The 13,667-nt window shown below is 62.9% G+C and carries 14 protein-coding genes; 7 read left to right on the plus strand and 7 right to left on the minus strand.

The features are described 5' to 3' along the window. Positions 1-701 precede the first annotated feature (701 nt). The 5 genes from KY379_RS25250 to KY379_RS25270 all read right to left on the minus strand — a co-directional run bounded on the left by KY379_RS25250 (position 702) and on the right by KY379_RS25270 (position 3,408). Positions 702-2,033, minus strand: coding sequence for a deoxyguanosinetriphosphate triphosphohydrolase (locus tag KY379_RS25250; protein WP_261241687.1), 1,332 nt, complete (start codon positions 2,031-2,033; stop codon positions 702-704). A 76-nt stretch (positions 2,034-2,109) separates the two neighbouring features. Further along, positions 2,110-2,442 carry a hypothetical protein gene (locus tag KY379_RS25255; RefSeq protein ID WP_133328687.1) on the minus strand — a complete coding sequence of 111 codons (333 nt, stop codon included), beginning with the start codon at positions 2,440-2,442 and terminating at the stop codon, positions 2,110-2,112. Beyond that, positions 2,439-2,813, minus strand: a complete 375-nt coding sequence (locus tag KY379_RS25260; RefSeq protein ID WP_133328685.1) for a phage holin family protein — start codon at positions 2,811-2,813, stop codon at positions 2,439-2,441. The genes KY379_RS25255 and KY379_RS25260 overlap by 4 nt, the downstream gene beginning before the upstream one ends. 10 nt (positions 2,814-2,823) lie before the next feature. Then, entirely contained in the window at positions 2,824-3,138 is a 315-nt protein-coding gene (locus tag KY379_RS25265) for a YqjD family protein (RefSeq protein WP_133328683.1), read from the minus strand. A 57-nt stretch (positions 3,139-3,195) separates the two neighbouring features. After that, positions 3,196-3,408, minus strand: a complete 213-nt coding sequence (locus KY379_RS25270; RefSeq protein WP_196172144.1) for a hypothetical protein — start codon at positions 3,406-3,408, stop codon at positions 3,196-3,198. Between the two features lie 52 nt (positions 3,409-3,460). Between KY379_RS25270 and KY379_RS25275 the strand changes: the two genes are divergently transcribed. From KY379_RS25275 to KY379_RS25290, 4 genes are all read left to right on the plus strand, one after another. Then, positions 3,461-4,669, plus strand: a complete 1,209-nt coding sequence (locus KY379_RS25275) for an ammonium transporter (RefSeq protein ID WP_196172143.1) — start codon at positions 3,461-3,463, stop codon at positions 4,667-4,669. 70 nt (positions 4,670-4,739) lie between these two features. Then, positions 4,740-4,982 carry a glutaredoxin family protein gene (locus KY379_RS25280; protein WP_133328679.1) on the plus strand — a complete coding sequence of 81 codons (243 nt, stop codon included), beginning with the start codon at positions 4,740-4,742 and terminating at the stop codon, positions 4,980-4,982. 55 nt (positions 4,983-5,037) lie between these two features. Further along, a complete protein-coding gene (locus KY379_RS25285) occupies positions 5,038-5,358 on the plus strand; it encodes a transcriptional regulator (RefSeq protein ID WP_133328677.1) in 321 nt (106 codons plus the stop codon). Between the two features lie 50 nt (positions 5,359-5,408). Then, positions 5,409-6,293: a pseudouridine synthase gene (locus KY379_RS25290; protein ID WP_196172142.1), complete on the plus strand. Its 885-nt coding sequence runs from the start codon at positions 5,409-5,411 to the stop codon at positions 6,291-6,293. A 59-nt stretch (positions 6,294-6,352) separates the two neighbouring features. Here the strand turns inward: KY379_RS25290 and KY379_RS25295 are convergent, their stop codons facing one another. Both KY379_RS25295 and acnA read right to left on the minus strand, forming a co-directional pair. Then, complete coding sequence (locus tag KY379_RS25295) at positions 6,353-7,918, minus strand: methyl-accepting chemotaxis protein (protein WP_133328673.1); 1,566 nt, start codon at positions 7,916-7,918, stop codon at positions 6,353-6,355. 148 nt (positions 7,919-8,066) lie between these two features. Next, positions 8,067-10,808 (minus strand): aconitate hydratase AcnA, encoded by a 2,742-nt coding sequence (acnA, locus tag KY379_RS25300; RefSeq protein WP_261241683.1) that lies wholly within the window; start codon positions 10,806-10,808, stop codon positions 8,067-8,069. A gap of 223 nt (positions 10,809-11,031) precedes the next feature. Here acnA and rlmM point away from each other — a divergent pair, with 223 nt between their 5' ends. From rlmM to pdxB, 3 genes are all read left to right on the plus strand, one after another. Continuing rightward, positions 11,032-12,096, plus strand: coding sequence for a 23S rRNA (cytidine(2498)-2'-O)-methyltransferase RlmM (rlmM, locus tag KY379_RS25305; protein WP_133328930.1), 1,065 nt, complete (start codon positions 11,032-11,034; stop codon positions 12,094-12,096). 90 nt (positions 12,097-12,186) lie between these two features. Then, entirely contained in the window at positions 12,187-12,429 is a 243-nt protein-coding gene (gene tusA, locus KY379_RS25310; RefSeq protein ID WP_133328669.1) for a sulfurtransferase TusA, read from the plus strand. A 60-nt stretch (positions 12,430-12,489) separates the two neighbouring features. Continuing rightward, a complete protein-coding gene (gene pdxB / locus KY379_RS25315; protein WP_133328667.1) occupies positions 12,490-13,632 on the plus strand; it encodes a 4-phosphoerythronate dehydrogenase PdxB in 1,143 nt (380 codons plus the stop codon). Positions 13,633-13,667 lie beyond the last annotated feature (35 nt).

The following is a 13,667-nucleotide window of genomic DNA, read 5'->3' on the forward strand; positions in this document are numbered from 1 at the left end:
CGCTGACGACTCATGGCACCTCCTATTTGGGCCTCATTATGAGGCTTGGAGGTGTCTACGAAACTAGGGGCGATTCATCAATCCACGCCGTTCCACTGAATCTTGTGCCGCGCCTGCAGAGCTTTAAGACTTCTCCGCACATCAGATGCATGCTCTCTTCGGAGGCCAGGCTTGGGCGCGGGGATACCGTCTCTCTGTATCCTTGCTTATTTGGCCATTCCGTCCTGAACACAACCTGCTGGGGAGTCAAAGTGTACGAGTACATTGGCGCGTCTCCGAGATCATCATGAAATCGTAGACGTCATGGGCTTGGTGTCAAATTTCAAGTGTCAAAAACTAGCTTTTTTGTTTCGCAACCTATTGAATTATAAGTAAATACTGGATTTTATCTTGATTCGTGTGTCCACAAAACCAATAGAGTGCATATAGAACTTCCCTGCTAACGGTGACGAAGGCAGATCGCACCTTAGCTCACTTGGAAGTCCGCGGGCATAGGAGGAACGACAGTTAGCAATATATGGGAAATGGCTTACAAGAAAACTAAATTACGGCTACGAAAAAATCCGCCAGTTGAAATATCAAACTGATTTTAGTAACTTTTTATTAGGCGTTTATCGACTTGTTTAGTTGCACTTTTTTGTTGTAGGAAACGTCTTTATCGTTAGCGCTGCTACAGTCACATGATGTTGCAGCGCTCTCGATCAGATTGGGCTGGAGTGCCCGGTCATTTCATGAGCCATCTCGCTGGCGTAGCTGTCGGTCATGCCAGCGATGAAGTCGATCATGCGCAGGAAGGCTGCATGCAGTGAGCCATTTGGGTCGGGCGCGTTGTTGCCGAGCAGGTCGAGCACTCGCCGACTCTTGAAGGACGGCGTGCGTCCGCCGTGCTGTTCCAGAGCCGCGCCGCAGAAAGTGTTGAGCAGGATCTCGAGGGTGGTGTAGGCACCGATCTCGTGAAGGGTCTTGCGTTTGTCCTGAAAGATCTTGTTGCGTGCCATGTCCTTGGCCTGCAGCACGCAGCGCTTGGCCGGTCCATGCATGTGCTCGACCAGGTCGCCTGCGAGGGTGCCGGCCAGCAGAGCCGTCTGCTGCTCGACGAAGGCGCGGGCAGCGGCATTGGTCAGATGCTCGATGGCCTTGCCACGCAGGATCGCCAGCTTGCGCCGGCGTGAATCGCCGGGGCCGAGCTGGCGGTAGGTTTCCGGCAGGTCATCGCCGACCAGATCGAGCAACAGATGCTCGACTTCGGCATAGTGCAACAGGTCCATCTCCAGGCCGTCTTCGAGATCGATCAGTGCATAGCAAATGTCATCGGCTGCTTCCATCAGGTAGACCAGAGGATGACGAGCCCAGCGTTGCTCCTCCAGCTGAGGCAGGTCCAGCTTGCGAGTGATCTGTTCGAGCAGGGGCAGTTCGCTCTGGTAGCAACCGAACTTGTGCTTCTTGTAGCCCAGTGCGTCGGCATGCCTCGCGCTCCAGGGGTACTTGAGGTAAGTGCCGAGCGTGGCGTAGGTCAGACGGGTGCCGCCATCGAACTGGTGGTACTCGAGCTGGGTGAGCACCCTAAATCCCTGGGCGTTGCCCTCGAAATTGAGGAAGTCGGCGCGCTGGTCGTCCGTCATGTCGTCGAGCCAGCCGCGTCCCGAGGCCTGCTGGAACCAGTGGCGGATGGCATCTTCGCCCGAGTGGCCGAATGGCGGGTTGCCGATGTCGTGGGCCAGACAGGCCGACTGTACGATCATGCCCAGATCGCTGGGGGCACACCAATCGGGCAGTTGCTCACGCAGTGTCTCGCCCACGCGCATGGCCAGCGAGCGGCCCACGCAGCTGACTTCCAGCGAGTGGGTCAGGCGCGTGTGGATATGATCGTTGCTGGAGACCGGATGGACTTGGGTCTTGCGCCCAAGGCGGCGGAAGGCGCCAGAGAATATGATCCGGTCGTGGTCCTTGTGGAAGGGGCTGCGCCCCAGTTCTTCCGGGCTGTAATGGGCTTTGCCCAAACGTTCGCGGGTGAGCAGGGTTTGCCAGTCCAAGGCGCGATCTCCTGTCGGTCGATGGGCATAGCTTCCCGTGTCAGGCCGGGCGACGCAAGCGCCAGGCCGATCGAGCTCAGGGCTGGCGACCGCTGCGCAGGTACAGGCGCAACAGCGGCAGCAGGCTACTGCCCAGACGCACCAGGCGCGTGAGGTTGCCGCTGCGCACTCCCTTGCCGGTCAGAAAGCCCAGCGCCACCACGGCGCCGAGCCCCCATAACGGTGACTGCTTGATGCCCAGGCCGTCATGCAGGGCAGAGCTGCCCAAAGTGCGCATGCGCTGCAGTGGCTGCAACAATTGCCCCGATTCGTGACGAATTTCCTGGCGATGCATTTCCATGCGCAGACGCAGCAGCGCCTTGCGCAACTCACGCGGGTTCCGCGTGTTCGGCAGTTCAGGCAGGCTCATGGCAACAGGCGCTCCCGATCCTTGGCAAGTTCTTCGAGCGTTGAATGGAACGGCGAGGATTCGTCGAATACCGCCGCCTTCAGGCGCAAGCCACAGTACAGCGCGGCGATGCTGTAGAACACGCACAGCCCGATGATCCCGGCCAGGCGATAACTGTCCCACAGCAACACCAGAAGCAGCCCCGACAGCGCGGTCAAGAGCAACAGGGCGAAGACCAGTGCCAGTCCGGCGAACAGCAGCAGCTTCAGCGTGCGGCCCTTCTGCTCCTGCAATTCGATACCGAACAATTCGATATGGCCATGCAGCAGCCCCAGCAGGGCGGCGCCCAGGCGTTTGCCTGAAGCGCCGGTACCGAGGGTGTCATTTTCCATCGGGCTCTCCTTAGCGCCGATTGGCCAGCAGGCCGATCAGCAGGCCGACGCCGGCGGCGATGCCGATGGCGTGCCAGGGCTTTTCCTGTACGTATTGCTCGGCGCTGCCGAGGGCCGCCTGGCCCCGTTCACGCACCGAGTCCTGGGTCAGTTGCAGGGTTTCCCGAGCCTGGGCGAGACGCTCGTGGATCTGCCCACGCAACTCGTCCGCCTGGTCGCCCGCCAGGTTGGCGGTGTCGGCGAGCAGCTTTTCGGTGTCGCGCACCAAAGCCTGGAAGTCAGCCATCAAGATTTCCTGAGCATTCTTTGCCGATTTGCTGGCCATTAGGGCTCTCCCTGTAGATGTGTGTGGCTATTTCGAGTGATGGGGTGCGCCGAAGGTTCACTGTAAGCGCTGGTACGGGCCTTGCTTAATTCGACAATCGATTTTGCCACCTCGCGGGGCATTGCCGACCCAGGTTGCTCCGATCCAGGGCAACAGGCCGGCTGATACCGATAAAACCTTAACCCAATCCACGACAAACCCAAGTAAAACCACGCAGGCCTTGCCGATTTCGTCGAGTCGCGCAACAAGCCTGGCACCAAACAGGTGCATGGACGTAGGTTCTTGAACTGTCCTGGTGCTTTTTTGCAGGTCTGCCTACGTCATGGAACATATGCACAGCGCGATGGACTCACTGGTCCACGGCTCCAATACGCTTTTCATCCTCATGGGCGCCATTCTGGTGCTTGCCATGCATGCCGGCTTCGCGTTTCTCGAAGTCGGCACCGTGCGTCACAAGAACCAGGTCAATGCACTATCGAAGATCCTCAGCGACTTTGCCATCTCGGCCCTGGTTTATTTTTTCATCGGCTACTGGGTCGCCTACGGCGTCAACTTCCTCCAGCCGGCGCCGCAACTGGCCGCCGACCATGGCTATGCGCTGGTCAAGTGCTTCTTCCTGCTGACCTTCGCCGCGGCGATCCCGGCCATCATTTCCGGTGGTATCGCCGAGCGTGCGCGGTTCGCGCCCCAGCTGTGCGCCACGGCATTGATCGTAGCCTTCGTCTATCCGTTCTTCGAAGGCATCGTGTGGAATGGCAACCTGGGGCTGCAAGCCTGGCTCCAGGCACGCTTCGGCGCACCGTTCCACGATTTCGCCGGGTCGGTGGTGGTCCATGCCATGGGCGGCTGGCTGGCCTTGGCCGCCGTGGTGCTGCTGGGCGCTCGACGTGGGCGTTATCGTGAAGGACGCCTGGTGGCCTTCGCGCCGTCGAGCATTCCGTTTCTGGCGTTGGGCTCGTGGATTCTGATCATCGGCTGGTTCGGCTTCAACGTGATGAGCGCCCAGACCTTGCAGGGCGTCAGTGGCCTGGTGGCGATCAACTCGCTGCTGGCAATGGTCGGTGGCACGCTGTCGGCATTGCTGGCCGGGCGCAACGACCCTGGCTTCCTGCACAACGGGCCGCTGGCGGGGTTGGTGGCGATCTGCGCAGGCTCGGACCTCATGCACCCGATCGGAGCACTGGCCACCGGACTGGTGGCCGGCGCCTTGTTCGTCTGGGCGTTCACGGCGGCGCAGAACCGTTGGAAGATCGACGATGTGCTCGGTGTGTGGCCGCTGCACGGCCTGTGCGGCGTATGGGGCGGGATCGCCTGCGGCGTATTCGGCCAGACGGCGCTCGGCGGCATGGGCGGTGTCAGCCTGGCCAGCCAACTGCTGGGCAGCCTGGCGGGTGTGCTGGTGGCCTTGGTCGGTGGCTTCGCCGTGTATGGTGCATTGCGCGCGGTCCACGGACTGCGACTGAGCCATGAGCAGGAGTTCCAGGGTGCGGACCTGTCGCTGCACCGCATCGGTGCCACCAGCCAGGATTGAGCAGGGCGGGTGCATGGCTGGCGGTAGCGGCCTAGAATAGGCACTTGCACTGGCCAACCTGGACCTGACCATGCTCCCTGAATGCCAACTGTTCGGCACCCTTGGGTGCCACCTGTGCGAAGTGGCCGAGGCGCTGCTGATGCCTTTGGTCGACCATGGACTGCTCGTCGAGCTGGTCGATATCGCCGATGACGAGAGGATGGTCGAGCGCTACGGCCTGATCATTCCGGTACTGCGCCGCTGCGATACCGGCGCCGAATTGCTATGGCCGTTCGATGCCGAACAGGTGGTGGCGTTCCTGGGGGTGAATTGACGTGGGCGTGAACAAGTCCGTATCCTGTATATAAATACAGTATCGGGATGAACTCATGCTCAATGTCGAGCAACTCAAGTACAGCGTCAACCAGCTGCCCGTGGAGCGAGTGCTCGACGCCGTCCTGGAGTTGCGCCTCGAAGGCCTGGTGACGGATGACCGCACGCCGTTTGGCAAGGTGCATTTCAACACCTGTTTTGCCGAGATCGAGGCCCTGTTCCAGCGTGCCGGCTACCACCGCGGGCTGGATGTGGTGGGCTACGAAGGGCTGGTATATGCCCTGTACGACCCGGGTCGCTGGGAGGCAGTGCAGGTACTGCGCTGGCTCAAGGCGCACTGCGAGGCTCAGCACCCGGCGCCAGCCCAGGCTGGTTGAGGTGGGCTGCTGTAGGGGATAATACCGCTCCCTGATTGCCGAGCCCTGCCATGACCACGCCTTTCGACCCCGCCCGCCAGCAAGCCAGCACCGTTTGCCTGCCACCTGGCCACTGGGCGACGGTGCTCGATTGCCTGTGCGACCACTTCAAGGCGATCGACCGTGGGCAATGGCAGGACCGTTTCGCCCGGGGGCGGGTGCTGGACGCCGAGGGCCGCCCGGTGGCCGCCGACCTGCCGTATCGACGAGGCATGCGCCTGCATTACTTCCGCGAAGTGCTCAACGAGAAGCCGATCCCGGTGCAGGAGCAGATCCTGTACATGGATGATCATCTGGTGGTAGCGGACAAACCGCATTTCCTGCCGGTGACACCCACCGGTGAATATGTCGAGCACACCTTGCTGCGTCGTCTGATCCGGCGTCTGGACAATCCTCACCTGGTGCCCCTGCACCGCATCGACCGACACACCGCAGGGCTGGTGCTGTTCTCTGCCAACCCGCAGTCACGCAGTGCCTATCAGCGTCTGTTCCCCGAGCGGCGCATCGACAAGCGTTACCAGGCCATCGCCGCAGCGCTGCCGCAGCATGCTTTTCCACTGGTGCACCGCAGCCGTCTGGTGCATGGCGAGCCGTTCTTTCGCATGCACGAGGTCGCCGGCGCCGACAACAGCGAAACGCTCGCCGAGGTGCTGGAAAAGAACGGTGACCTGTGGCGCTATGGGTTGTCGCCGGTCACCGGCAAGACCCACCAGTTGCGAGTACACATGGCGGCCTTGGGGGCGGCGATCTGCAACGATCCGTTCTATCCGCAACTGGTCAATGAAGAAGACGATTACCAAAAGCCATTGAAGTTGCTGGCCCAGCGTTTGAGCTTCGAGGACCCGTTGACGGGCGAAGCTCGCTCCTTCGAGAGCCGGCTGAACCTTGACTGGTAGTTAGGCGAAGGGCACCGCACGCCGGCCCCTGCAGGGAGACGGCGTGCCGGACTTGGGGGTCAGCGGTTGAAGCGTTCAACCAGCGAGTACTGGCCTCCGGCGGTGGTGCTCAGCTCTTCGCTCAACTGCGCCGAGTGTTGCGCCTGCTCGGCGGTCTGGTCGGCCAATTCGGCAATCGTGCTGATGTTGCGGCTGATCTCGTCCGCCACCGAGGTCTGCTGCTCGGCGGCCGCGGCGATCTGCGTGGCCATGTCGGTGATATTGGCCACCGCCTCACTGATACCCACCAACGCATCGTCCGCCTGCATGACTCGGCTGACGCCTTCCTGAGCTTGTTTGTGGCCGGTTTCCATGGTCAGCACGGCGTTGTTCGCGGTCTGTTGCAACTTGGCGATCAAGCCGTGGATCTGCCCGGTGGATTCGGCGGTGCGTTGCGCCAGCTGACGCACTTCGTCGGCCACCACGGCGAAGCCGCGGCCCATCTCGCCGGCGCGCGCCGCTTCGATGGCAGCATTGAGCGCCAGCAGGTTGGTCTGGTCGGCAATGCCCTTGATCACGTCGACCACGCCGCCGATCTCGTCGCTGTCCTTGGCCAACTGGGTGACGGTTTCGCCGGTCTCGCCGACTGCTGCCGACAGGCGCTCGATCGCTTCGCGGGTTTCCCCGGCGATCTGCCGTCCTTCGCTGGTCAGACGATTGGCCTCCTGGGTGGCATCGGCTGCGCGTTGCACATGGTTGGCCACCTCCTGGCTGGTGGCGGCCATCTGATTGACGGCGGCGGCGACCTGTTCGGTTTCCACCCGCTGGCGCTCCAGGCCGGACGAGCTCTTGTGCGCCAGGACATCGGACTGACGCGCTTGTTCGCTGAGGTGCTCGGCACTGTCCTGCAGGCGCGTCAGGCAGGTCTTCATGCGCGCATCCTGACTGAGCATGGCCATTTCCAGGCGCGCCTGCACACCACGACTGTCGGTGTACATCTGTGCGATCAGCGGGTCGGAGGTGGTCTGCTCGGCCAGGCGCAGCAAGCGCTTGAGGCCACGCTGCTGCCAGGTCATGCCGAGCAGGCCGAGCGGCACCGACAGGCCGGCAGCCAGGGCGAAGCCCCAGGAGTGACCGAGCCAGTTGCCGACCAGGAAGCCCACCTGGCTGACCAGGATGAACGGCAGCCAGTCCTGCACCACGGGCAGCCATTTGTCGCGCCGGGGGATGGCTGGTTTGCCCTGGTTCAGGCGCAGGTAGAGTGCCTCGGCGCGACGGACCTGCTCGGCGCTGGGCTTGATGCGCACCGATTCGTAGCCAACCACTTGGTTGTTGTCGAAGATCGGCGTGACATAGGCGTTGACCCAGTAGTGGTCACCGGACTTGCAACGGTTCTTGACGATGCCCATCCACGGCAGGCCTTGCTTGAGCGTCTGCCACATGTGGGCGAACACCGCCGCCGGGACGTCCGGGTGGCGCACCAGGTTGTGCGGCGCACCGGTGAGCTCGTCGCGGGTGAAGCCGCTGATCTCAATGAAGGCATCGTTGCAGTAGGTGATCATGCCCTTGGCGTTGGTGGTCGAAATCAACCGCTGCTGGGCTGGGAAAGTCCGTTCCCTATTGGTAATCGGCTGGTTGTTGCGCATGGCGAGAAATGTCCGCGGGGCTTTGGAGGGGTATCGGCCGGCCCGGCAGTTTATTGAGGGGAGATTTGCTCTGGCAGCAGAATCATTTCGCCAGTGGAGGGTGCATATCCCGGGGGAACGGGTAAACCCGCTCCCCCCAGGTACGGGCCTAACCTGCGATCAACTGGCGCAACACGTAATGAAGAATGCCACCAGCCTTGAAGTATTCGACCTCGTTCAACGTATCGATGCGGCAGAGGACCTCGATGTCCTGCTGCTGCCCGTCCTCGCGAGTGATGCGCAGCGGCAGGCTCATGCCCGGACGCAGTTGCCCGGCAGTGAGCCCCAGCACGTCGATCTTCTCCTTGCCGGTCAGACCCAATTGCTTGCGGTCATGGCCTCCCTTGAATTGCAGTGGCAACACGCCCATGCCCACCAGGTTGGAGCGATGGATACGTTCGAAGCTCTCTGCAAGGACGGCCTTGACGCCCAACAGATTGGTGCCCTTGGCTGCCCAGTCGCGGCTGGAGCCGGTGCCGTACTCCTGCCCGGCGATCACCACCAGTGGCGTGCCCTCCTGCTGGTAGCGCATGGCGGCGTCGAAGATCGACAGGGTCTCGCCACTGGGCACGTGGATGGTGTTACCGCCTTCCTGTCCGGCGAGCATTTCGTTGCGGATGCGGATGTTGGCGAAGGTGCCGCGCATCATCACCTCGTGATTGCCTCGCCGTGAGCCATAGGAGTTGAAGTCCCGTGGCTCTACGCCCTTGGCTCGCAGATAGCGGCCAGCCGGACTGTCGGCCTTGATGTTGCCGGCCGGCGAGATATGGTCGGTGGTCACCGAGTCGCCCAACAAGGCCAGGATGCGTGCCCCCTCGATGTCGCGGATCGGCGCCGGGGCGCCAGCGATATCCTCGAAGAACGGCGGATGCTGGATGTAGGTGGAGTCGTCCTGCCAGGCATAGGTGGCTGCCTGCGGCACCTGGATGGCTTGCCACTGGGCGTCGCCGGCGAACACTTCGGCGTATTCCTTGTGGAACATCGCGGTGTCGACCTTGGCCACGGCATCGGCGATCTCTTGCTGGCTGGGCCAGATGTCGCGCAGGTACACCGGCTGGCCATCCTTGCCGGTGCCGAGCGGTTCGCTGTCGAGCTTGACCCGTACACTGCCGGCCAAGGCGTAGGCCACCACCAGGGGCGGGGAGGCCAGCCAGTTGGTTTTCACCAACGGGTGCACGCGGCCCTCGAAGTTGCGGTTGCCCGACAGAACGGAGGCCACGGTGAGGTCGGCGCTGCTGATCGCCGTCTCGATGGCCTCGTCCAACGGCCCGGAGTTACCGATGCAGGTCGTGCAGCCATAACCGACCAGGTCGAAACCGAGCTGGTCGAGGTAGGGGGTGAGCCCAGCGGCCTTGAAGTAGTCGGTGACCACCTTGGAGCCCGGCGCTAGCGAGCTCTTGACCCAGGGCTTGCGTTGCAGGCCTTTCTCCAGGGCCTTCTTCGCCACCAAGCCGGCTGCCATCATCACGCTGGGGTTGGAGGTGTTGGTGCAGGAAGTGATGGCGGCGATGACCACGGCGCCATCCTGCAGGCGGTGGGTCTGCCCGTTATGGAGGTAGTCGACGCCTTCGGTCTGGTCGGCATTGCCTACGGCGACACCGCCACCTCCCTCGCTTTCCAGGCGTCCGACTTCTTTGGCCAGGGGCTTGGGCTGCAGTTCGATGAATTGCTCGAAGGCTTGGCTGACCTGGCCCAGGGCGACGCGGTCCTGGGGGCGTTTGGGCCCGGCCAGGCTGGCCTCGACCGTGTTCATGTCCAGGGCCAGGGTGTCGGTGAAAGCCGGCTCCTGGCCAGGTTCGCGCCACAGGCCCTGAGCCTTGCAGTATTGCTCGACCAGTTCCACGGTAGCCGTCGGCCGACCAGACAGACGCAGGTAGTCGAGGGTGACCTCGTCGACCGGGAAGAAGCCACAGGTCGCGCCGTATTCCGGTGCCATGTTGGCCAAGGTGGCGCGGTCTGCCAGGGGCAGGTCGGCAAGGCCGTCGCCATAGAACTCGACGAATTTGCCCACTACGCCTTTCTTGCGCAGCATCTGCGTCACGGTCAACACCAGATCGGTGGCGGTGATGCCTTCGCGCAGTTTGCCGCTGAGCTTGAAGCCGATCACCTCGGGGATCAGCATCGATACCGGCTGGCCGAGCATGGCCGCCTCCGCTTCGATGCCGCCGACGCCCCAGCCGAGCACGCCGAGGCCGTTGATCATGGTGGTGTGCGAATCGGTGCCGACCAGCGTGTCTGGGTAGGCGAAGGTGCGACCGTCCTCCTCCCGAGTCCACACCGTGCGGCCTAGGTACTCGAGGTTGACCTGGTGGCAGATGCCGGTGCCCGGTGGTACCACGCGGAAGTTGTCGAAGGCGCTCTGGCCCCAGCGCAGGAAGGCGTAGCGCTCGCCGTTGCGTTGCATTTCGATAACGACGTTCTGGCTGAACGCCTGGGGCGTGGCGTAGCGGTCGACCATCACCGAGTGGTCGATCACCAGGTCCACCGGTGACAGGGGATTGATCCGCTGCGGATCTCCGCCGGCCTTGGCCATGGCCGCGCGCATGGCGGCCAGATCGACCACCGCAGGTACGCCGGTGAAATCTTGCATCAGTACCCGTGCCGGACGGTACTGGATCTCGCGGTCGGAGCGGCGCGCTTGCAGCCACTGGGCCAGTGCGCGCAGGTCGTCGCCGTTGACGGTCTTGCCGTCCTCCCAGCGCAACAGGTTTTCCAGCAGTACCTTGAGCGACTTGGGCAGGTGTTGCAGATCACCCAGTTGCCGGGCGGCTTCCGCGAGGCTGTAGTAATGGTAGGTGCGGTCAGCGACCTGGAGGGTCTTGAGGGTATTCAGGCTATCGAGCGAGGGCATTGCCAACTCCTTCTGCGCCGGTGCCCGGCAACGCCTGTGCGCTACCGATGTCACCGCTCTGTTTCGGCCCGCACGGTACGGACCTAGCTAAAGGCTCAGGTTAGACTGGATTGTCTGACCTGACCCTTTTCTGGACCGGTGGGGCATGTCCCAGGTTCCGAACTTCCTTTATCATCGCCGCCCTGCCGGCGCCTGTGGTGCGCCCGCCGATGTGGAGAAAGAGATGAATACCCTGTTCATGCATTGCCGGCCCGGTTTCGAGGGCGAGGTCTGCGCCGAGATCAGCGAGCACGCCGCCCATCTGGGCATTGCCGGTTATGCCAAGGGCAAGCCGCAGAGTGCCTGTGCCGAATTCGTCTGCGCCGAGGCCGAGGGTGCCGAACGGCTGATGCAGGCGCTGCGTTTCGCCCAGTTGATCTTCCCGCGCCAGTGGGCCCGGGGGACCTTCGTCGAATTGCCTGAGAGCGACCGTATCAGTGTCTTGCTCGATCACCTGGCCGGCTCGCCGGTGTTCGCCAGTGTCTGGCTGGAGGTGCTCGACAGCAATGAGGGCAAGGAACTCTCGACTTTCTGCCGCAAGTTCGAAGTGCCGTTGCGCAAGGCCTTGGAAAAAGCCGGCCGTTTGCGCGAGCAAGCCCAGGGTCCGCGCCTGTTGCTGACGTTCATCAGTGGCCGGCGGGTATTCGTCGGCCAGGCCGAGGCGGGCAACAGCGCGCTTTGGCCGATGGGTATCCCGCGTCTGAAGTTTCCGCGCGAGGCGCCGAGTCGGTCGACCTTGAAGCTCGAGGAGGCCTGGCACCAGTTCATACCCCGGGACCAGTGGGAGCAGCGCCTGAACGACGACATGACCGGTGTCGACCTCGGCGCATCGCCGGGCGGCTGGACCTATCAACTGGTGCGCCGGGGCATGCTGGTCACCGCCATCGACAATGGTCCGATGGCCGAGAGCCTGATGGATACCGGGCTGGTTCAGCACTTGATGGCCGATGGTTTTACCTGGCAGCCGCGGCAGCCGGTCGACTGGATGGTCTGCGACATCGTCGAGAAGCCGGCGCGCACCACCTCGTTGATCGAGACCTGGCTGGGGGAGGGGCTCTGTCGTGAGGCGGTGGTCAACCTGAAGTTGCCGATGAAGCAGCGGTATGCCGAGGTGCGGCGTTTGCTCGATCGTATGGAGGCGACGTTCAAGGCACGCAAGGTGAAGGTTTCGATCGCATGCAAGCAGTTGTATCACGATCGTGAAGAGGTGACTTGCCATCTGCGGCGGTTGGATCTGAGAGCGCGTTGAGGTGGGGGGCTGTCTGTAGATTTGTAGCGCCGCACGCTTGGTCCCCACCAAACAATGCGCGACAATGGCACATATTTCGCGGAGCCCCCCATGACCGATCTCACCCCCGATGCCACCCTCGATGCCACCGGCCTGAACTGCCCGGAGCCGGTGATGATGCTGCACCAGCACGTCCGCGACCTGGCCGCTGGCGGCTTGCTCAAAGTGATCGCCACCGACCCCTCGACCCGCCGCGACATCCCCAAGTTCTGCAACTTCCTCGGCCACGAGCTGCTCGGTCAGCAGGAAGAAGCAGGGACCTACCTGTACTGGATCCGCAAGAAAGCCGACTGAACCACGCTGGAACAGCCCGCCCATAGCGCCTACACTGCGCTCCCCTGACAGGAGAGCGCCATGCTGATAGTTGCCGACGAGAATATTCCGCTGCTCGATGCCTTCTTCCAAGGTTTCGGCGAAATTCGCCGCTACCCGGGACGCAGCATCGACGCCAGCTGCGTCAAGGACGCCGATGTGCTGCTGGTACGCTCGGTGACCCAGGTCAATCGGCAACTGCTCCAAGGCAGCAAAGTGCGCTTCGTCGGCACGTGCACCATCGGCACCGATCACCTGGACCTTGGCTATTTCGCCGAAGCCGGCATCCAGTGGAGCAGTGCGCCAGGCTGCAACGCCCGTGGTGTGGTGGATTATGTGCTTGGCAGCTTGCTGACCCTGGCCGACCTCGATGGCGTGTCACTGGGCGATCGGGTATATGGTGTGGTCGGCGCCGGAGAGGTGGGCGGTCGACTGGTGCGCGTGCTGCATGGCCTGGGCTGGAAAGTGCTGGTATGCGACCCGTTGCGCCACGCGGCCGAAGGTGGTGAATTCGTCGACTTGCCGACCATCCTCGAACGATGCGATGTGATCAGCTTGCACACGCCGCTGCAGCGCGAGGGTGAGTACCCGACCTGGCACCTGTTGGGCCAATCCCAGCTCGCTGCCTTGCGTCCGGGTACCTGGTTGATCAATGCCAGTCGCGGGCCGGTGGTCGACAACCAGGCCCTGCGCGAGTTACTGCTCGATCGCGAAGACGTGCATGCAGTGCTCGACGTATGGGAGGGCGAACCGCAGGTCGACCTGCAACTGGCCGACCTGTGCACCCTGGCCACCCCGCACATCGCCGGCTACAGCCTCGATGGCCGCCAGCGCGGTACAGCGCAGATCTACCAGGCTCTGTGTCGCTTCCTCGGCCAGTCCGAGCAGGTGCACCTGAGCGACCTGCTGCCCAAGGCGCCGCTGGCGCAACTCGAGTTCGCAGCCAGTGCCGACCCGGCTTGGGCCTTGGCCACGCTGTGTCGCGCGGTGTACGACCCGCGCCGTGACGACGCCGATTTGCGCCGCAGTCTGAGCGAAGACGTGGCCGAGCAGCGCGCGGCGTTCGACCTGCTGCGCAAGCACTACCCGCAACGGCGCGAGATCGATGGGTTGAAGGTGCGCCTGCAAGGCGAGGCGCCGCAACTGGCGCAAATGGTCAGTGCACTGGGGGCTGAGCTTGTCTGACATTTTCCCAGGGCAATAAAAACCCGGCGCAAGCG

The sequence above is a fragment of the Pseudomonas sp. HD6422 genome (assembly GCF_025377065.1).
Classification (GTDB): Bacteria; Pseudomonadota; Gammaproteobacteria; order Pseudomonadales; family Pseudomonadaceae; genus Aquipseudomonas; species Aquipseudomonas putida_U.